At 49.6% G+C, this 21,069-nt stretch carries 16 protein-coding genes; 6 read left to right on the top strand and 10 right to left on the bottom strand.

The genetic code is table 11. From position 1 onward, the window contains the following. Nucleotides 1-81 precede the first annotated feature (81 nt). Complete coding sequence (locus tag GBK04_RS29100; RefSeq protein ID WP_152766646.1) at nt 82-1,518, top strand: aminotransferase-like domain-containing protein; 1,437 nt, start codon at nt 82-84, stop codon at nt 1,516-1,518. A gap of 25 nt (nt 1,519-1,543) precedes the next feature. On the opposite strand, the gene GBK04_RS29095 is transcribed toward GBK04_RS29100, so the two are convergent. The 3 genes from GBK04_RS29095 to GBK04_RS29085 form a co-directional block, all read right to left on the bottom strand. After that, nucleotides 1,544-2,086 carry a YfiT family bacillithiol transferase gene (locus GBK04_RS29095; RefSeq protein WP_152766644.1) on the bottom strand — a complete coding sequence of 181 codons (543 nt, stop codon included), beginning with the start codon at nt 2,084-2,086 and terminating at the stop codon, nt 1,544-1,546. Nucleotides 2,087-2,089: 3 nt separating this feature from the next. After that, the gene (locus tag GBK04_RS29090) at nt 2,090-3,142 is read right to left on the bottom strand and encodes a branched-chain amino acid aminotransferase (protein ID WP_152766642.1); all 1,053 of its coding nucleotides are present in this window, start codon (nt 3,140-3,142) and stop codon (nt 2,090-2,092) included. 176 nt (nt 3,143-3,318) lie between these two features. Further along, the gene (locus tag GBK04_RS29085) at nt 3,319-3,570 is read right to left on the bottom strand and encodes a hypothetical protein (RefSeq protein WP_373331524.1); all 252 of its coding nucleotides are present in this window, start codon (nt 3,568-3,570) and stop codon (nt 3,319-3,321) included. A gap of 492 nt (nt 3,571-4,062) precedes the next feature. On the opposite strand from GBK04_RS29085, the gene GBK04_RS29080 reads away from it, so the two are divergent. The 3 genes from GBK04_RS29080 (at nt 4,063) to GBK04_RS29070 (ending at nt 7,089) form a co-directional block, all read left to right on the top strand. Beyond that, nucleotides 4,063-5,217, top strand: a complete 1,155-nt coding sequence (locus GBK04_RS29080) for a zinc-dependent alcohol dehydrogenase (RefSeq protein WP_152766640.1) — start codon at nt 4,063-4,065, stop codon at nt 5,215-5,217. A gap of 12 nt (nt 5,218-5,229) precedes the next feature. Then, a complete protein-coding gene (locus GBK04_RS29075) occupies nt 5,230-5,712 on the top strand; it encodes a hypothetical protein (protein ID WP_152766638.1) in 483 nt (160 codons plus the stop codon). Between the two features lie 498 nt (nt 5,713-6,210). Further along, nucleotides 6,211-7,089: a manganese catalase family protein gene (locus GBK04_RS29070; protein WP_152766636.1), complete on the top strand. Its 879-nt coding sequence runs from the start codon at nt 6,211-6,213 to the stop codon at nt 7,087-7,089. Between the two features lie 297 nt (nt 7,090-7,386). On the opposite strand, the gene glgX is transcribed toward GBK04_RS29070, so the two are convergent. The 4 genes from glgX to treZ form a co-directional block, all read right to left on the bottom strand. After that, complete coding sequence (gene glgX / locus GBK04_RS29065; RefSeq protein ID WP_152766634.1) at nt 7,387-9,561, bottom strand: glycogen debranching protein GlgX; 2,175 nt, start codon at nt 9,559-9,561, stop codon at nt 7,387-7,389. A 219-nt stretch (nt 9,562-9,780) separates the two neighbouring features. Continuing rightward, nucleotides 9,781-12,408 (bottom strand): 4-alpha-glucanotransferase, encoded by a 2,628-nt coding sequence (gene malQ, locus GBK04_RS31410; protein ID WP_373331523.1) that lies wholly within the window; start codon nt 12,406-12,408, stop codon nt 9,781-9,783. After that, nucleotides 12,342-14,006, bottom strand: a complete 1,665-nt coding sequence (locus GBK04_RS31405; protein WP_373331522.1) for an alpha-amylase family glycosyl hydrolase — start codon at nt 14,004-14,006, stop codon at nt 12,342-12,344. The genes malQ and GBK04_RS31405 overlap by 67 nt, the downstream gene beginning before the upstream one ends. Beyond that, the gene (gene treZ, locus GBK04_RS29055) at nt 13,999-15,849 is read right to left on the bottom strand and encodes a malto-oligosyltrehalose trehalohydrolase (protein WP_152766632.1); all 1,851 of its coding nucleotides are present in this window, start codon (nt 15,847-15,849) and stop codon (nt 13,999-14,001) included. Before treZ ends, GBK04_RS31405 begins: the two co-directional genes overlap by 8 nt. A gap of 183 nt (nt 15,850-16,032) precedes the next feature. Here treZ and GBK04_RS29050 point away from each other — a divergent pair, with 183 nt between their 5' ends. Next, complete coding sequence (locus GBK04_RS29050) at nt 16,033-16,254, top strand: hypothetical protein (RefSeq protein ID WP_152766630.1); 222 nt, start codon at nt 16,033-16,035, stop codon at nt 16,252-16,254. Nucleotides 16,255-16,297: 43 nt separating this feature from the next. On the opposite strand, the gene GBK04_RS31400 is transcribed toward GBK04_RS29050, so the two are convergent. From GBK04_RS31400 to GBK04_RS29040, 3 genes are all read right to left on the bottom strand, one after another. Further along, nucleotides 16,298-16,408, bottom strand: a complete 111-nt coding sequence (locus GBK04_RS31400) for a hypothetical protein (protein ID WP_373331521.1) — start codon at nt 16,406-16,408, stop codon at nt 16,298-16,300. Nucleotides 16,409-16,572: 164 nt separating this feature from the next. Continuing rightward, the gene (locus tag GBK04_RS31395; RefSeq protein WP_373331520.1) at nt 16,573-16,734 is read right to left on the bottom strand and encodes a hypothetical protein; all 162 of its coding nucleotides are present in this window, start codon (nt 16,732-16,734) and stop codon (nt 16,573-16,575) included. Nucleotides 16,735-17,378: 644 nt separating this feature from the next. Next, complete coding sequence (locus tag GBK04_RS29040; RefSeq protein WP_152766626.1) at nt 17,379-18,221, bottom strand: helix-turn-helix domain-containing protein; 843 nt, start codon at nt 18,219-18,221, stop codon at nt 17,379-17,381. 230 nt (nt 18,222-18,451) lie between these two features. Between GBK04_RS29040 and GBK04_RS29035 the strand changes: the two genes are divergently transcribed. After that, a complete protein-coding gene (locus GBK04_RS29035; protein WP_152766624.1) occupies nt 18,452-21,001 on the top strand; it encodes a sigma 54-interacting transcriptional regulator in 2,550 nt (849 codons plus the stop codon). Nucleotides 21,002-21,069 lie beyond the last annotated feature (68 nt).

Genomic DNA, 21,069 nt, shown 5'->3' with positions numbered 1-21,069 from the left:
ACAAGGGCAAATTTGAACAAAAAGAAAATACGATAGCAGATGCAGTTTTGCTATTTTTACCGCTAGCAGATATTTTTAAGCATGAAAAAAGAAGAGACCGGTAAAGGCAATTTTGTTTACCTCCGGATTGCAGGTATTATAGAGCAGCAGATCGTGGACAATACTTTACGTACCGGCGACAAGCTGCCGTCGTTGCGCACCATTTGTAGCGAATATGGTGTAAGCCAGAATACGGCCTTGAGCGCCTATTATCACCTGGAAAACAAAATGCTGATTGAGACCCGGCCGCAATCGGGCTATTATGTCAAGTACTCGCGAGCCAGGATCCCGCAGGTGCCCGATACCAGCAGCCCGTCGGGCATTGCCAACTTTGGCATCAGCGAACTACTGGTAAGCAAAGTGTACGACAATCTTGGGGAAGGCGGGCACCTGCCGCTTGCACTGGCAACTCCTGCCGACGAACTTTTACCAATTGCCAAACTCAATAAGGGATTACTCCTGGCAACCCGAGCGCTGCGAGGTAGCGGCGTAGCCTACGACAAAGCCGAAGGAAACGAAAGATTGCGAAGACAAATAGCGCGCTGGGCGTTTAACATGGAATGCAGCCTGAGTCACCACGACATCATCACTACCAGCGGCTGCCTTAATGCGCTTTCCTATTGCCTGATGTCCGTCACTGAAAAAGGCGATACCGTCGCGATGGAAAGTCCGGTGTCTTTCGGGATGCTGCAACTGGCCGAAGCGCTCGGTTTGAAGGTACTCGAACTGCCCACACACCCGGAGTCAGGCGTCGACCTTAATGCATTTGAAGGTGCTCTGAAAAACAAAAAGGTAAAAGCCAGCCTGTTGATCAGCAATTTCAACAACCCGCTGGGAAGCTGCATGCCCGATGAAAACAAAAAAGCGGCTGTGCAGCTGGCAGAAAAATACAATGTGCCCCTGATCGAAAATGACATCAGCGGCGATGTATACTTTGGCCCGAACCGGCCAAGGACCTGCAAAACTTACGACCAGAGCGGGATCGTACTCTGGTGCGGCTCAGTTTCCAAGACCCTTGCACCGGGTTACCGCGTGGGCTGGGTAGCGCCGGGCAGGTTTAAAGAAAATGTGTTGAGAATGAAGCTTTATCACAGTATTTCCGGCACTTCGATCACGCAGGAAACGATCGGCAGCTTTCTGGAAACAGGGCGTTATGAAAGCCACCTACGAAAACTACGACATACATTGCATGGCAATATGCTCCGGTATTCCGGTGCCATCGCCGACTATTTTCCCGAATGCACCAAAGCCAGCAGGCCGCGGGGCGGTTCCGTTTTGTGGGTGGAGCTACCGCCCAATATTGATACTGTCGATCTTTATGAAAAAGCCCTTGCCCGGAACATCAGCTTCGCTCCGGGCAAGATTTTCACGCTTCAAGACCAATATCAAAGCTGCATGCGGCTGAATTATGGCTTATTGTGGAATGTGCAGACAGAAGCTCAGCTGAAAGCGCTGGGAGAACTTGCGAAACGAAATTAGAAGCGTGGAATAGTTTCCTTCCTATCTACTTCTGGTTCACCTTTACCACATTCTTGATATGCGCCAGGTGGTGATTGCTATGCCACGCATAGTTACCGATCGCCTCGTCCAGCCTGAATTCTCTGCCGTGTTCGGGATGGATATAGATCCTTGAAAGATCCTGCGTGCTAAGACTTTGAAGCAAAACAACCCAGCGTGCATGCAGCCCGAGAAGGATAAAAAGAGAATGTTCAACAGGAATCTGCTTGGCATCCGCCAGCTCTGCCCAAAGCGCTTCAAAGTAAGGTTTGATCCTCGGGCTGTCTTCGGTCAAAGCTAGCTTGAACCGGCAAAAGGCGTTCATGTGGCTGTCGGCACAGTGATGCACTACCTGACGAACTGTCCAGCCGCCCAGTCTGTAGGGCGTCTCCAGCTGGCTATCAGTTAGTATTTCGAGCTCTTTTGATAACTGACGGGGAAAATCAGAGATAGTGTTAATCCATTCGTCCAAGATTGCTGTGGTAATTTCAGCCGGCTTTTCAAATTCGCCTATCGGGTATTTGAGCCTGTATAATGTTTCAGTATCCATTGCTCAGCTAATCAGGTAGTTCCAATTGTGTTTGTCTTTTTTCTTCCCTCTGCGGATCGCTTCAAGTTCATTTTTAAGAGTGAACATCACCGCGTCGGTTTCTGTGAAGGGGAAATAATCGGTATCATCAATCTGAACACACGCTATGGGCGACACAATGGCTGCAGTGCCCACGCCAAACAACTCCACACGGTCGCCATTCTTAAAATTCCCTTGCAGCTCTTTGCAGCTGATCGCTCTTTCTTCAAATGGAATATTCAGATCCTTTGCAATCTGAATGATTGAATTTCTGGTGATACCATCAAGTATGGAGCTGCTGACTGGGGGGGTAACGAGGGTGCCGTGTACATACATCATGATATTCATTGTTCCGGCTTCTTCCAGACACTCGTGCGTTTTGGCATCGGTCCAGATCACCTGGTCGAAACCGGCTTCGACTGCTTTTTGTGTCGGGTAAAAAGCGCCGCCATAGTTCCCTCCGAACTTGGCATATCCCGCGCCGCCTTCGGCTGCACGCGCATACTGCGTTTCGACTTTGACTCTCAGCGGCTTGTCATAATACTCCCCGATAGGTGTACAGGCAACTGCAAAAAGATATTCGCTGGACACTTTTACACCGAGCCGAGCTTCGGTGGCTATCACAAACGGGCGTATGTATAAAGCAATGTCCGTGCGATCAGTCGGCAGCCAGGCCTGGCCTTGCAGGATTACATCGGTAAGCCCTTCCAGGAAAAGGGGCCTTGGCAATACCGGCATTGACATTCGATCCAAAGACTTGCTCAACCGATCATAATGCTTGTCTGGCCTGAAAATGCTGATCGAGCCGTCGGCCAGCCTGAATGCTTTCATGCCTTCGAAAACGGTTTGCCCATAGTGGAAACAGAGCGCGAAGGGACTTAGGGTGAGGTTTTGAAATGGCTGTACGCCCAGGCTCGACCAATTACCGCCTTTGTATTCAGCAAGAAACAGGTGATCTGTCGGCGTTTCTCCAAACGAGAAGTTATTAAAGTCAAACTGCTGCGCGCGGCTTGTCTGGGGTAAATCCAGGGTTTGCATGGATGATTGGATATTGGTGACCTGCAAATATCCATGCAAATCATACTATGAGAACAGACGCAATTTCATCTTTTTCGATGGGTGCAGTTTTTTCCGAGAGCATAAAAAAGCTTGGGGTGAAATGGCTATTTCCCCTAATTAAGGGGTGGTTAATATATTTCAGGGAAATCTGCAGATTAATGGACATAGACCCATTTAGGCGTTATGAGTGCTTGCGTGATGGTATCCAAGTCGCGGATAAATAGCACCAATGACTGAACATGACGGCGCAAACTGGTCATGCCTTGGCGTAAGAACGATACGGCCATCGATGAGCCACCGTCCCGGTACCCCTTTTGTTTCAGTGAGCCACTCTCAAATGCCTCAAGTAAGGACAGAACATAAGCCATTACCGCCCGGCGGCCCGGAACAATGGCAATGAGCAGCATAATTTTACCGTCGTTCTTAAAGTTGAGATCCTCAATCGGGGTCGCCCCTTAGATTTGTGAGATAATCATTAACTTTAAAAAGTACAATACCATAAGATCCCAAGGCGTGAGCGGTGAACTGCGGCAGGGCGCCCTGTGGCGGTGGCCTATCATACAGAACTAAGCCCGGAATTAGTCCGCGCCACGGTGGCCCTCACGCCTTTTCACCGATCGGTTGCCATTTAGAATCATAAGCATCAGGCTTTCTGAGTCCGTTCCCTATGTTGGCATAAGTCCCGCCCCACGTGATGTGTGCACCTTTTTCATGTGACTTTTTCAAGCCGGTTCTATTACTTTCATATAGACAACTATTCGATGTCGCTCCATTTCATGGCATACTATTTATACCTATTATAACCTATACTTCCAGACCAATGGAGTATAAGTACTTAATACTGAGTATGAGCATTCGTACAAAGAGGTAAATTATTTATCCACCCAAAAAAAAGAGATATGCTAGCAATGAATTACCGGGGCCCGCTACGGGTCCGTATCGACCAAAAGCCCATGCCTGAGATCGAGCATCCCGAGGACGCCATCGTGCGGGTAACACGTTCCTGCATCTGCGGGTCCGACCTGCACCTGTACAATGGTCTGGTACCGGATACACGTGTGGGATCCACTTTTGGGCATGAGTTCGTAGGCGTAGTGGAAGAAGTCGGTTCGGAGGTACGAAAGCTAAAAGTGGGCGATAATGTCCTGGTACCTTTCAACATCGCCTGCGGCAAGTGCGCCTTTTGCAAACAGGAACTCTACGGAAACTGCCACGAATCCAATCCCGAGGCGACAGCCGTAGGGGGTATCTTCGGGTACTCACACACGGCGGGAGGCTACGCCGGCGGACAGGCCGAGTACGTGCGGGTGCCCTATGCCGATGTGGGGCCCACCGTGATTCCACCGGGCATGGATCCTGACGATGCCGTATTACTGACCGACGTAGTACCTACGGGCTACCAGGCCGCCGAGATGGGTGGTATCCAGCCCGGCGATACGGTGGTCATCTTTGGGGCGGGGCCTATCGGTATTATGGCGGCCAAATGCTCCTGGCTGTTTGGAGCCGGGCGCGTCATTATCATTGACCAGGTGGAATATCGGCTCGAATTTGCCAAGAACTACGCGCAGTGTGAGGCTTATGATTTCCGCTCGATGGACGATCCTGTGGTATTTGTGAAAAAGACCACTGACTGGATGGGCGCCGACGTGTGCATCGACGCCGTGGGGGCCGACGCCGCCGGTAATGCCATGCAAACGATTACCGGCCGCAAACTGATGCTACAGGCAGGCTCCGCCACGGCCTTGCACTGGGCCATCAATTCGGTCAAAAAGGGAGGAATTGTATCGATCGTAGGGGTATATGGCCCCACGGACAACCTGGTTCCCATCGGCAACGTCGTGAATAAGGGGATCACTATCCGGGCCAACCAGGCCTCGGTGAAGCGCCTGCTGCCCAAATTGATCGACCATGTCCAAAACGGAAGGATCGATCCCAAAGGAATGATTACCCACTGGGTACCTCTGGAGGAGGTGTCGGATGCTTACCGCATTTTCTCTGATAAGCTCGACAACTGTATCAAAACGGTCCTTATTCCACCATCCGCCAGAACATAACGAAAAATTCTTATGAAAAACTTAGAAAAAAATTATTCGCATATCAAAGGATGGGGTATAGACGCCGATCCCAAAAACGATCCCACCTACCCCATCAAGCTCCGTACCGATGAAGCGCAGAAAGGCTACCATTGGGAGCGCCCCACGCAGCAGCCAATCACGACGGAAATACTTCATTCCAACGAACGACCCAACGTTACGGCCGTTTTCGGAACGCCGCTTCCGCCCAAAGGACTCAGTGGTAAGATCCGTCGGTATGCTTTCCAGTTCAGCGAAAACAGCTACGGACACTGGCTTCCGCTACTGCTGGCCGACCGCGTCGACGAAATAGAAGGGGTCATCGATGATCTTAGGCAAGGCCATGTACCTAACTTCTTTGCGGAAAGGGGTTGGAAAGCCCAGTTCAAACATAATCCTAAAGCTATAGCTACCAAGGTGGCGGTGGGAGCTTTGCTGGTCACAGCCGTGGTAGCCTACCTCCGCCGGAGTAAGTAAAATAGAAGTTCCGGTAGTAGGAAAGCAGAAGCCAGACCAGACACGTTAAGTGTCTGGTCTGGCTTCTGTCATTTCCAGCTATTGCTATTTTTGAAGAATACCCTATGGAAAAGAGATAAATATAATGGCCTTCCAGGATAGAATTGTAATGATTAAATGGCAACAACGAGAAACGCCCGCAGAGAGAAATAAATAGGTTTATATTCATTGAATGTTTATAGAATATAGATACAATAAAAAACAATAAATTATTAAATTATATTTATATAAATCATAATTATATGTATTTTATTTCCCCGGAATGTAGAATTTTTTTCAGAGGAAATCTCGTAACGATTGTGGAAGAGATAGAACAAACAAAAAAGTGTTATTCCTTATAGGCAATACTTAGAAATGCCTTCCGGAAATTCTGGTATTTGGGAATAAAATTTATGAATAGGTAATTACAGCACGAAGCTGTTATATCCATAATCATTTTTCATTAAATCTTTTCTAATTATGTTTTACCACGATAAGAAGTTGCAGTACAAAGTACGGGTGGACAAGCCCAATCCAGCCTTCGCCCGAATGCTCCAGCAGGCCATTGGCGGCATCGAAGGCGAGATTCGAGTCTGTTTGCAGTATATGTTTCAGGCCTGGGGCTGTCGGGGCCCTGTGAAATACCGCGACATGCTGCTGGAGACTGGAACGGAAGAAATGGCTCACATCGAGATGTTGGCTACGGCCGTGGCCCTCAACCTGGAAGGCGCTTCTAACACCTTGAAGGATCAGGTAGCGGCAAACAACCCATTGGTAGAGGGTATCATGGGAGGCATGGATCCCCGTCATATTCTGTCTTCGGGGCTTGCGGCGATGGCGGTGGACAGCAACGGGGTACCTTTCAACGGTTCGTGGGTGGTAGGTAGCGGTAACCTGGCTGCCGATATGCAGGCCAATGTCATGGCGGAGTCAACGGGCCGGGTACTGGCCACGCGGCTCTGGGAAGCTACGGACGACGCCGGTATGAAAGACATGCTGGCCTTCCTGATTGCCCGCGATACCATGCACCAGAATCAGTGGCTGGCGGTGCTTGAGGAATTAGGAGGCGTAGCAAACAACCATCCGATCCCCAACAGTTTCCCGCAGAGTGAGGAAAACTCGGCATTTAGCTACTCATTCATTTCAACTGACATCAACCGCCCTGATTCACCCAACACCCGCTGGACTCAGGGTACATCGATCGACGGAAAAGGTACTTTTACCTTTGACCACGCGCAGCCTCATGGTCAGGAACCAAAACTCGGCCCACCGATTCCGGAAGGTCACGCGCAGAAAGAGCAAATGGAAAGCGGCGGTTTGGGAGGGCTTGTGGATAAAGTAAAGGATAAACTGTTATAATATTTTCTGACTGGCTTATCCACAAGAGACGGGGCCAATTACCTGATTCAACCATCAGGTAATTGGCCCCGTTTTTTTTAAATAATTGGTAGGCTAAGATTAGCATTCGGACTGAATACTCCACCAAAGTTTTGAAACCAAACCTAAGAAAGCACCGTACATCCGGTGCTTTCTTATGGTTAGAAATTTGTATTATATCCTTAATTTAAATGAAAAATGTTCTTCAGTTTAGAAAGTGCTTTTTACCCCAAGAGCATAGCAATAATATAAATTTATGTCGATGAGGTTGATAGGCTGTTATTCAAGATGGCACATCAGTACCAGCACCGCCCGACCCTGCACACATACGGAACTTCCCTGTGAAAATACCTGTGGGTCTTCCCCGATGAACCCATCGCTTGTGTCGAGAACCTTGTGCCAGCCCCGTCCGCACTTTTCAGCGGGGAGAATGTAGTCCAGCGGCTGGTCATGCGCGTTGAAAATCAAATAAAAACTGTCGTCGGTAATCCTCTCGCCCATCTCATTCTCGCAACGGATACCCTTACCGTTCAGATAAATACCAAGCGATTTGGCCAGGTCGTTCGCCCAATGTTCGTCTGCAATCAAATCCCCTTCGGGTAGGTACCATCTGATGTCCTCTATTTCAGACCCCGTGACCGGAAGCCCCTGAAACCAGCGCCTGCGTCTGAAGGTAGGATGCTCCTTGCAGAACCAAATCAGACGCTTCGTAAAATCAAGAAGCGAACGGTCGGCGCCCTGCCAATCAATCCATGAAATCTCATCATCGTGGCAGTAGGCATTGTTATTGCCTTGCTGGGTCTTGCCGAGCTCATCCCCCGCTACAAGCATGGGTACCCCTTGGGATAGGAACAGGGTGGTCAACAGGTTTCGTTTTTGCCTGCTTCTCAAATCATTGATTCCCTGGTCATTAGTCGTCCCCTCGACGCCGCAATTCCATGAATGGTTATCATTGGCACCATCGCGGTTATCCTCGCCGTTGGCTTCATTATGCTTCTCGTTATAACTCACCAGATCATGAAGGGTAAAACCGTCATGGGCGGTAATTAGATTGATGCTAGCCGTAGGACTCCGGTAGCCACCCTGGTATAAATCCGCGCTACCTGTGAACCGCTGGGCAAATTCTGCAAGTTTGCTTTCAGCGCCCCGCCAATAGTCGCGCACACAATCCCGAAAGCGGTCATTCCATTCGGCCCAGCCGGGAGGGAATTTGCCCACCATATACCCATCCTCGTGGATGTCCCACGGCTCGGCAATGAGCTTTACCTGGGAAATAACCGGATCCTGATGGACAATGTTAAAGAAAGAGCTCAGCGTGTCGGTCTCATGCAGGGTTCTGGCCAGAGACGAGGCCAGGTCAAAGCGGAACCCGTCGACATGCATCTCCGTGACCCAATACCTGAGGCTGTCCATGATCAGTCCGAGCACAAAAGGAAGCCTGGCGTTCAACGTATTGCCTGTTCCTGTATAATCCATGTAGAAACGGCAGTCTTCCGGGCTGAGCCTATAATAGGATGAATTGTCGATGCCCTTGAAAGAAAGGGTAGGGCCCAGATGGTTGCCTTCGGCGGTGTGGTTATAAACCACATCGAGGATCACCTCGATACCAGCCTCGTGCAGGGCCTTGACCATGTTTTTGAATTCGGTCACTTGCTCCCCCAATGTCCCGCTGCTGCTGTACCGAACATCGGGTGCAAAGAAATTAAGTGTATTGTACCCCCAGTAATTTGTCAATCCTTTTTCAAGCAGGTGTCGGTCGGCGACAAAATGGTGCACGGGAAGAAACTCGATGGCGGTAATGCCAAGCTCCTTCAAATAATTGATAGTGACAGGATGAGCCACACCCGCATAGGTACCCCGTATTTCCTCAGGAATGTCGGGATGAAGTCTGGTCAGACCGTTTACGTGTGCTTCATAAATAATGGTTTCATGATAGGGTATCTTGGGTAGTTTATCACCCCCCCAATCAAATTGCTGATCGATGACAACCGATTTTGGTACGTAGGGCGCGCTATCGGAGGTACTGAAGCTCAGATCCTGCTGCTCACTACCGATCTCGTAAGCAAAGAGCGAGTCGTCCCATTCAATGGTGCCCGACAGCGCCTTCGCATAAGGATCGATGAGCAGTTTACTGGGGTTGAATCTATGCCCGTTTTGGGGCTCATAGGGTCCATGGACGCGGTAGCCATATAGCTGGCCGGGGCCCAGGCCCACCACATACACATGCCAGACATGATGGGTGACCTCCTGGATTTCTATTTTTACATTTTCATTCTGTGCTTGCTGGCTTTCAAAGAGGCAAAGTTCGACGCTGTGGGCGTTTTCGGAAAAAAGGGCAAAATTAACCCCATTGCCATCCCAGCTCGCTCCAAGCGGATAGGGTTTTCCGGGTCTGACTTCAAGGGTACTCTGCTTTTCCGGATATTCAATTTGGTTATCTATAAATAGATCCATGATTTGATGATTATGTTATGGTGTGCTACCTTTATTCTGGTTCTTGATTTTAAAAACTCATACCAGCCAATACCCTGGCATAAGCCCTGAAAGATCATGGACTTTATCCATGCACTCTGAGGCTAAACAGATCGCTTGGCAATCAAAACTATTGGCTGAAACATTGAGGTGCTTTTAATATTCCCCCGATCATGTGCGTTACCGTCAAAATAACAAGACTCAGTCCCGGTCATACAAAACCGTCCATTGGGCCAGATGTGTTTCGGTGGCTTTATCGAGTTGTCCGGGCAACAAGCGCCAGGCCCAGTTGTTATCACCGGTTCCGGGGCTGTTCATCTTAGCAGATTCATCCAATCCCAGAGCATCCTGAGCGGGCAGAATGGCCGTCTCGGCTACAGACGAATAGACCAGCCTGGCAGCTACCCGGCTTACGTTCAGCTCGTTTACTTCAGTTCCGGCATAGGTTTCAAATCGGTCGCGCGTTGCTTCGTCAGCATCCTTCCGGTACCAGCCGACCATTGTATTGTTGTCGTGCGTCCCGGTGTAGGCAATAAAATTCGGGGAATATGCGTGCGGTATATGATCGGATTGGGGCATGTTTTCATCGAAGGAAAATTGCAGCACCTTCATACCCGGCAGCCGGAACTGATCGCGCAATGCATACACCGCCGGACTTATTTCGCCCAGGTCTTCCGCAATAAAAGGCAGCTTCCCCAGGGCTTGCTCCACGGCCTGAAAGAATGCAGCGTCCGGACCGGCTTCCCATTTACCGTTTGTAGCCACTTTTTCTCCACCCGGTACGACCCAGTAATCCACGAAAGCACGGAAGTGATCCAGTCGTATGATGTCAAAAAGCTCGACATTTTTTTTCAGGCGGTGTATCCACCATTGATAGCCGTCCTCCTTATGGTTTTTCCAGGCAAAAACCGGCATGCCCCAAAGTTGCCCCGTAGCCGAAAAGGCATCGGGTGGTACCCCCGCAATGCCGGCAATCTTTCCATCCTCATCGAGCATGAAAAGATCCCGGTTTGACCACACATCCGATGAATTGTAGCTGACATAGAAGGGCATGTCGCCCAGGAGTTTGATATCCAGATTGTGGCAGTAGTTTTTCAATGATTTCCACTGCGTATCGAACACAAACTGCACCCATTTGACGAACCTGATAGCATCCGCGTTTTCAGATGAAAATGCACTTAACGCTCCGGCGTCTCTGAGGCGATACTGTTCCTCCCATTCTGTCCACGGTTTTTGGTTGTGCCGGTCACGCAGTACCATATAGAGCGAAAAATCTTCCAGCCATGGTTCGTTTTCTACGCAGAACTTCTCAAAATTCCTGGTAGCCAATTCGTCGTTTTTGCTCTTAAAGTTACTGTACGCTTTTTCCATAAGTTCATTCCTGACTTGCACCGCCTTTTCAAAATCCACCTTCTTACTTTCGGGCAGTTGGTAATCGGCCAGGTCCACGCCGTCGAGAAGTCCTGCCTCTGCCAGTAATTCCAGACTGATCAGCAACGAATTGCCTGCCTGACTGGAAAGGGCGCTATAAGGAGAATGCCCCTGCCCGCTCTCGGTGGGGTTCAATGGCAGCAACTGCCAGACCCGCTGCTTACTCCGGTTCAGGAAGTCAGCAAAGCGGTACGCCTCCGGCCCCAGATCACCAATTCCGAATGGGGAACTGAGCGACGAAATGTGCAGCAAAATACCGGCACGGCGCTTGTTTTCCGGCTTCACGCCTTTGAGGATTGCGGCCGGAAACCGTTGGAAAAGGCCTGCCACTGGTATCTTGTCCTGGTAGCTCTCCTGCGTGCCATTCAGTACAAGCTCCCACGGAGAATCCAGCCGGGGAGGGAGGACGATTTTCGTATCCTGCCAGTCTATGCCGAAAAAATCGGTTTGCTGCGCCCGGCAAACGGAGGCCGTTTGTAAAGGTACCGCCACAATCAGGGCGGTCTGCCGGTGTATCCTGGCAAAAGCAAAAACGTGTTCTTTCAAAGCCCCTTGTACTTTGAGGGGAATGTAGCTTCCTTCTGAAAATAAGCGCGCGTTCTGCCGCCGCAAATGAAACAACTGCCGGGTGAGCCAGAGTTTGATCCCGGCATCGTGGCGATCTTGCCAGAGTTGCTTTAAAAGACCCTGCTGATCATCCGATTTTTCAAATTTGGCCAGCAAGTGTTTTCTCTTTGCAAAATCCACCGGCCGGCGGTTATCTGGGTCCACCAGGCTGAAGTCCCAGAGCTCGCAACCCTGGTAGACATCCGGCGTTCCCGGCAAAGTGAATTTTAGGAGCGTCTGTGCCAATGAATTGATGATACCGAACTCAGCGACATCCTGATAAAAAGGGGCGAAGTCCTGCCAGAAGGAGCTTTTTTTATCGAGTAGCGAACGGGCGAATCGTTTTGCACCGTTCTCGTATTCTTCATTCGGTTCCGCCCAATTTGTATGTACTTTGGCTTCCCGAAGCGCTTTCTGAATATACTCCTCCATGCGTTCGCCAAAACCCTTTTCGTCTTCCGCATCCATAGGAAACGCACCCAGGAGGGTCTGATAAATCAAATATTCATCATTGGTGTCGGGTATATTTTCCGACTTCCTCAGGGGTGCGTTCAGATCCACCCACTTACGGATGTGTTCAAAAAATTCGGTGGACAATTCAGTCAGCACATTGAGCCGGGCGCGCACGTCCTCTCCTCTTTTGGTATCGTGGGTCGAGGTGGCGTTCAAACCTAATGGCCAGTTTTCCTGGCGATTTTTCATTTTTTTATGAAAATCCTTTGGCTTTAATCCGAAGTTTTCGGGAGAATCGCCCACATCATTATGGCCCACAAACCGGTTGTTGGTGTACATGAGCGTATCTTCCCCCCCTTGGCCATCAGCGGCCCGGTGAACTGCATGCACCGCTGATAGAACTGGAGAACCCTGGCGTTATATTCCGGATCGCCATAGCCCGTCCGTTCCAGAAGTACCTTTTCAAACTCTGATATTCCTTCCAACAGCTCCGGCTGTTTTTCCTTTATCACATTCAGTATCTGCGCCAATGCGGCCCCTTCGTTGGGGCTGAACGGCAACGAATTGCCGTAATACCGGTACACGGGGCAATGGATCAGAAAAGAGCCAATCACTTTTCTGAAGGTATCACTACCCAATTTTTCGATCACCTCTTTTTCGACCAGATCCAGCTCCACAAAAAGGTGGAGCAGGTTGTCCAGCTCACCGCCCATGTGATCGTAGAGGATGGACGACTTTTTCGCCATCAATTGGTCTTCAAGCGTTTCGTCCATTCCGGTCAGTTGCCGGTAAAAGTCGGTGAACGTTTTTTTACGTGTGGTGTCGGTCATCAGGTTGTTGACCCAGGCCAGAAACTCATACCCCGTGGTACCCTGTATGGGCCAGTCTTTGGGTAGGTCTTCGGCTCTTTCTAGGATTTTTTCGACCACCACGAAGGTGTCGTTTCCCGCCAGCTCCCTGATTTTCGTCATGTAGTCAGCGGGATCGAAAAGTCCGTCGATGTGGTCGATTCGCAACCCCTGAAACACACCCTCCTGCACGAGGGCTTTAGTCAGGTGGTGATACTTGGCAAAAACCTCCGGATTCTGGATGTTAAGGCAGATCAACCCGTTGATGGTGAAAAAACGCCGGAAATTGATCTGAGATTCCGTTTTTTGCCAATTACACAACACATACGATTGGCGGTCGATCACTTTTCTCAGAGAGTCTTTATCGGCGTTCAGCTTGTTCAGACAGGCCTCGATCATTGTCCCTTCCGCTTCTCCTTTCCGAAGAGAAGCAAGCTGCGCCAGCAGCTCGTCCCAACGGGAAGAAAAAACGGCCGAATCTTCGATTTCGTTGATTTGCCTGATTTGCGAAACAATTTGCTGCAGTGCCTGGGTACCCTGGCATATGTCCGAATCCAGAACCAGCAGGTACGATTCCGGACTGAGCGGGTAGGTGGCATCTTCGTATTTCAATACAAACCGCCTGCCGTCGTATTCCACCCCGATCGCTTCCTGTTCGAGGATTTCATTCAGGTCCGAACCCAGGAAAGGCACCATCAGTTTGCCCTGGAACAGCCGGCTGTTCCAGGCAATGTCAAAGTAAGAGGAGTAGAGCGACTGCTTGCCTTTTTCCAGCAGGTCCGTTAGCCAGGGGTTTTCGGAATGAAACGCCATGTGGTTGGGGACAATGTCCTGCAGCCAGCCCATGCCAAGCTCCTTCATAGTATTACTGATTGATTTCAGTTCTTCCAGCGTGCCGATCTCCGGGTCGATCTGGTTCGGGTCGACGCCGTCGTACCCATGCGTGCTGCCTTCCGTTGATTTGAAAACAGGGGAGGCATAGATGGTCCCAACGCCCAGGTCATGCAGGTAGGGGATCAGACCAAGCAGGTCTTTGAACGTGAAGTCCTTGTGGAACTGAAGCCGGTAGGTGGCGATCGGATTATTCATTTTGGTTAATATAAAGTGTAAATGATTCAGGCGGCAGAGTCAGGAGAGACCTACCTGATACCGATTCCGGCATGAGGATTTGCCCACCCCACTGCGGGTCCGAAGAACCCAGCAGCTTGTGCCACGTTCCCGGTGTGTCAGGTAGTTCGGCTTCATGGCTTCCTTTCGAGAAATTCATGAAACACACCACCTGCTGTTCGTTATGGGAGCGAATGAGCGTTAGAGTCTGCCTTGACGGGTCATGCGCTACGCGCAGATTCCACCTGTTCAGTTTATTTAGCGCCGGGTATTTTTTCCGGATTGCAATCAGATTTTTATAATAGCCCAGCATGGTGCGGTGCGGTTCTGTGTCCGGCAAGTCCCACTGCAGCTTGCTGTTATTGAACGTTTCTCCGGCCATCGGATCCGGTGCCTCACCCTCCAGGTGAAAGGCGCTGAATTCCTTTTTCCGGCCCTTACGCACTGCCTCAGCCAGTTCGGGATCGGTATGGCTCACAAAATACAGGAAGGGGTTAGGCTCGGCGTACTCTTCACCCATGAATAGCAAGGGCAGGTACGGGCTCACCAAAACCGCCCCGGCCATGAGCTTCTGCATGGAGGGACTGACGAGCTGGCTCGACCTTTCTCCCAGCATCCGGTTGCCCACGTGATCGTGATTCTGCGAAAAAACCACGAACTGGCGACCCGCATTTCCTGAGGCTTTGATCCCGAATTTTTTCTTACGATGTTCCGAGAACGCACCGTCATATACGTAAGCGTCTTCGTAAGACTTTGCCAGCGAAGCCACTCCGTCGAAATCGGAATAATAGCCGGTCCCGGGCTGCCCTGAACTCACCCGCAGAGCATGGTGAAATTCGTCGATCCATTGCGCGTCCATCCCGTAGCCACCCTGATCGACCGGATTGATAAAGCGATTATCGTTCAGGTCGAGTTCGACGATCAGGTAGTGTAGCCGACCCGTCTCCCACATCAGTTGTTCCACCTCCAGTTTTATTTCTTTCAGAATATGCACCGGACTGAAATCCTTGATGGCATGGACGGCATCCAGCCTTAGGGCGTCGATATGAAAGTCCCGAAACCACATGAGGGCGTTTTCTTTGAAAAACTTCCGGACCCCGTCGCACCAGGCATCATCAAAATTGATTGCATTGCCCCAGGGCGTGTGGTATTTATCGGTGAAATAGTGCCCAAAGTGATCCAGGTTGTTTCCCTCCGGACCGATATGGTTGAAAACCACATCCAGTATAACCGCCAGTCCTTTCTCATGGCACTTGTCGACCAGATGTTGCAGGGCTTCCGCGCCGCCATACGAGTTCTGCACGCAGAACGGCAGCACGCCATCGTAACCCCAGTTTCGATCCCCGGAAAACTGAGCGACCGGCATGATTTCAATGGCAGTAATTCCCAGATCGACGAGGTAATCCAGTTTGGCTTCCATTGCTGCGAAGGTACCCTCGCTGGTGTAGGTACCAGTGTGTACCTCGTAGATGAGGTAAGACTCCAGATCGATGTTTTGCCAATCGCCATCAGTCCAGGCGAATGACTTCAAGTCGACCGCCCGGGACAAGCCATGAACGCCGCCGGGCTGTGATAACGAAGCCGGATCGGGGAATTCTTTGCCATCATCGAGCACAAATAAATACTCGTCCCCGGGCTTGACTTCTTCCGTTTCTAATGACCAATAGCCGTATTCTTTCTTTTCCAAAGTGATGGTACGCTGTTTGGCTTCTATCAATACGCTAGCCGAAGAGGACTTAGGGGCCCACAAAACGATGGATGCAGTACCCTCATCACTAAAATTCACTCCCAGCGTTCGCGCTTTGGTATGGGTTTCGGACAACATGTGCCTATTGCTGATTAGTCTAATTCCGTGTGTTTGACAACATCCTCAACCTGGAATAAAATTCATGCCAGTTAGAACCTTTTTAGCATTTATACAGATGACTGAACTACTAGATAATGGGCAGGTGGTGAAAAGACCCAGGTGCGGTACCATGGATCAGACGTTGCCAGCTGTGAGCAACCCGTGCCTGGTTTTTTACAGGGTACCCTGTATCAGGAAGGGGAGGGCCTTCCTCTCGCCGATGCGTATGCTGCTCCCTGCCCGCACTCTTTCCTGGCTCAACTCTCATTCCCCGGCGCCCCGTACAGATGGATTAGGGCTCAGGAAAAGAACGCCAGGGAGCTAGGGGCGAACGCCCATCTAACTGATGGGAAGAATGATCGAAACGGAGGAGCCTATGCCTAGTCTCAGAAAAGGTGGTTATCTGACCGCCGTGATTGCGGATTATTTATCGGCAGATGCTCAGGCCCATCCCAGTAGTCCCTTCCTGAACCGCTTCCGAAGAGAGTTGGGAGAACATGTCGAAGATCCTTTCGAGTTGGGAACCTTTGATTCCCATACCGTTGTCGGTGACCCTTATCTCGACGTACCGATTTTCGTAGGGGTACGTCTTGCTCTGCTTGGATATATATAGTCCCGGCAGGAGAGGGATATCTCTAGCGGCACGTCGTTTTTTGAAAACCTGATGGCGATGTCGAACAAATGGAGGAAGAGTTGCTCTAGCTACATGGGTACGCCCGGCACAGTCGGCAGAATGCCAATCCGGGCAACCGGCGCAAAGCCCATGTTGGTGGTCTGGCATGTGATGCCCAGCAAGTTGGGAATAATGGGGATCAGCCTGATCCGCTTGATGTCCCTTGCCAGCCCTTTCTCAGGGTCATTCATCGTCCAGAAGCATTTTTTCGATATACTTTCTTCACTATTTGAAAGGCGCAATGCACCCATTCCTAAGGATACAAGTAGGGTATTAAGCCAAACAGTTGCCTTCTTTCATTCCGCTCGTTTTTTGAGATTCGTAAACGGCCAGGGTAGCTGCTGCCATAGTGCCTGATACAAGTATCAAACTGCCATCTCATAAAATCGGGGGCTACTTTCATTGACCGGGGAGAGTGAGGGAGCGTATAACAAACCGCGCTTGTCTACCTGATGAACAATACAACATCACTTGTTTCAATGTTTTGTACTAGACCTATCATTCAGTTGAGAAAATTGGCCCCTTGGTAGAAAATCCGCGATTGCCAGCCCAAGCCTCCCAGGCGGTACCATTGAATTGCTTTCAGTTGATTTCAAGACAACTTTTCACATGTAGCCGCTTCGCTCAGTATATTGATACGCTTCCTTGTGCCTGGAAAATGGAAAGAGTTTATCGACTTGAATCCCTAGCCCATTTCTCACGGCACCCGGCAGCCGTTGGTGGATTCAATACGTTATGAAATATTGAAGTATAAGTCCTGAACTGCTTACAATAAGTGTAAGGGTAGCCTCTCTACACGTAGGCGATTAAGCAGGGATGAGCTCTCCAGGCGCACTCATTTTGGGAAACTCTGTCGGTACAATGTAGGTGTGTGCTTGTAGTGACGTTTGAAATGCTTGTTGAGGTGGCACACGTCAGTGAATCCAAATTCGTCCGCAATCTGGGAAACCGTCAGTGAGCTGTTACGAAGTTTTATGGCCACCAGTTTGAGTTTGTGTCTCATGATAAACTGCCGAATAGAATCACCGGCATGTTGTCGGAAAAGCGCATTCAAATGACCAGGGGAATAGTTGAATTCATCAGCCAGGGTATCCATTCGCAATCGGTGTGGCTCGCCAATGTTCTGATTGATGTACGCGATTACCCGCTGTATTACATCCGATGAATAGGTGGATTGGGCTATTGCAACTGCCCCGCGCTGGGTGAGTAAGCGATCGACCAGACTGAGCAGTGTTTTTACTAAACCTTCGATAATAGGATTACTGATTAAGGGACGAAGACTTTTTGTTTCTGATAGGAGAATGGCGGCTAGGCCCTGTAAATTACCCTGATCTACTGAATTGGGAGCAATCGGCCCCGGACAGGGTGAAATGGACAGATTGAGATAATTCCACGCATGGTCGCCCGTTGTCCTCAGTTTACTGACTAGCGCTGTAGAGAAAGAGAGCCAACAGAATTTTGTACGCTGCGTTATCCGAAAATTGTATTGGTCCTGAACACTAAGGTAGAAAACATCACCTGGAAAGTAGGCAAACTGATTTCCGTTAATAGTATGGTATCCTTCCCCCGACAAAACGAGAATGAGGGTATAACAGTCAGGCGGACGATCAGGGGTAGTCCATTGGTCGAGTTCAAAAGTTCTTATCGACAGAGGTTCTTGCAGATGGAAGCGTTGCATGAGGTACACTAATTAAAGGATCAGTCACTACTTCCGTATCATTGACTAATTCAGTACCACAACTAGTATACTATTATGTTTTTACAGTAAACATATAAAAATCAGGAACTTATATAAATAAATGAAAGTTTTTTTTCTCCAAAATGATGGACTCTCCAATATATTGGAGTAGGTAGCAGCAGTTACCTTGGAGTCGTATCTTTATGATCGGTAAACATTACTGAACCGATATGCTGCCAGTTACCGAACTAAGTACCCTACCTTCCCTGCTCATTGTGGAGGATGAATTCCTGATTGCCAATGATCTGCGGCGCATCTTGATGAAGGGGGGCTACCAGATTAAGGGAGTAGCCGGGTCCGTTCCCGAGGCGAAGGAATGGGTAAACAGCCAACGGCCCGACATCATACTACTGGACATTTTCCTCAACGGGCAGGAAACGGGAATCGATTTAGCCCATTGGCTCAACAAGCAGGCCATCCCGTTTGTATTTCTGTCCGCTAATCTGACAGACAACCTGCTCGCAGCAGCTAAGGTGACCCAGCCATTTGGCTTTCTGACCAAACCATTCCGGGAGAAAGATGTGCTCTCGACTCTGGAAATTGCCCGTTATCGCCACGCCCACAGTGAAGAAGCCAAACTGCGGCAACAGCAAAGCATGCAGATTGCCGTCAACAATGCCATTATAAACATACAAGAGCGTGAACTTTTTTGCGAGGCTATCGCGGAACAGATCAATCGATTTGTGCCATTTTCTTTTATTATTTTCCAGATTGATCTTCCTGAAGAATCGTCGTTCTATTGGCTCATGTTGGAAAGAGCCCGCGACAATACTTTTAAGCGAATAAATAAAGCGACATTATTGGCACAGGATGGTGAAGAATCGTCAATTGAGAAACATGATCACAAGATACCGGACCGTATGGGAGAACAAACCGGCCTGTTTACTGACGACTCATTTGACCAGCTTTGTAAGAAGTACGCTATGGCGCGGGCTTATCGGGATAAGTTTAATGTTCGCTCAATGGCTCTGTTCCCTATCGCGTTGAAGCGCAACTCACTCATTATCATTACGCTGGCAACTACATCGCCTACTACTAGCTTTACGGATACGGACTACCAGACGGTGAGTATGATCTGCCCCCAGATTGCACTAGCTTTGGATAATCTTCTGGCTTATGAGGAGCTCGAGAGACGTCGGCAGATCAAGGCTATCGAACTGGCGATTGCTAATGCCTATCGGACTGAGGAAAGTGTAAATACTATGCTGGTGCGGGTGGCTCACTCGATTAATGAATTGTTACCTCTCGATTTATTGGCACTCTACCAAATCGATCAAGAACAACCATCTGAAAATGATAGGATAAAGACAATACAGAAAAACAAGGGACGATTTGAACCACTGGAATTTCAGTCTTTATTCTTATACACTACAATCAGCCAATCAGCCCGGCAGGATGCTCTGGCGGCACTACGTATCTGTCTGGCCAAACCTACTTTACATGTAGGGTTTCAATTTACCAACCAGGCCATCGATAATGTAATTGGTGAGTTATATCGAAAAGAAATGGGGATACAGTCGATCATGTACGCTCCTATTTTCATCAGCGACCGACCAGCCGCCTCGCTTATCCTGGCCAGCAAATCACCGTACGCCTTTACATACAAAGACCTGCACACATTGCAAGATATCAATGTCCAGATGGCGCTGGTGCTGGATAATGTACTGGCATTTGATCGGATTAAGCGGCTAAGTGAGCGGCTGGAGCAGGAAAAAACCTATCTGACCGATGAGATCAAGACTAACCACAATTTCGGGGAAATCATTGGCCACAGCCCAGCCATTCAGCGTGTATTTACCCATATCGAACAGGTAGCAGCTACAGATGCCACCGTGTTGATTATGGGCGAGACCGGAACGGGCAAGGAATTGGTAGCCCGTGCCGTGCACAATCGCTCACCCCGCAAGAGGCATGCCATTATCAAGATCAACTGCGCGGCCTTACCCGCTCAGCTAATTGAATCGGAATTGTTTGGCCACGAAAGAGGTAGCTTTACGGGCGCAACTGAAAAACGGATCGGTAAATTTGAGCTGGCGAATGGAGGAACCTTGTTTCTGGATGAGATTGGCGAATTACCCCTTGAATTACAGGCGAAGATCCTACGGGCTATTCAGGAAAAGGAAATTGAGCGCATCGGTGGCAAAAGTACTATACATATCGATGTCAGGATTATTGCAGCTACTAATCGGAATTTGCAACAGGAGGTAGCCGGGGGGCGATTCAGGTCAGATCTGTACTACCGGCTCAATGTGTTTCCAATTCTTGTACCGCCCCTGCGCGAACGGACCGAAGATATTCAGATGCTGGCTCTGCATTTTCTGAAAGGCATTAGTAAAAAGCTAGGAAAACCTCTGACTGGTATTGCCACCGATTCCATGAATCAACTACTTACGTATGACTGGCCAGGAAACATCCGGGAACTGGAGCATGTACTTGAGAGAGCCGCTATTTTGTCACGATCAACTACGTTGGAGCTGGCCGAGCCACTCCGTTCGGTCTTACTGGCTAATGGTCCACTGGATACAGGGCAACGCATCGAACACATACAGCCTATCGACGATACCATGCGATCCGCGATCCTCGCTGCTCTGACTCAATCGGGCGGGCGCATCCGGGGGAGGGGAGGAGCAGCCGAATTACTGAATCTCAAACCAACAACTCTGGAAGCCCGGATCAAAAAATTAGGGATCAGCATGCCACCAAGATACACAAATGTCTGAGAATTAAGGCCTTACTACTCTGCCTTTCCGAATGTTGATACTATCAAAGCAGAATGCCTCCCTTAAGG

This window comes from Salmonirosea aquatica, assembly GCF_009296315.1.
Classification (GTDB): Bacteria; Bacteroidota; Bacteroidia; order Cytophagales; family Spirosomataceae; genus Salmonirosea; species Salmonirosea aquatica.
This window is presented reverse-complemented; position numbering and strand designations above follow the sequence as displayed.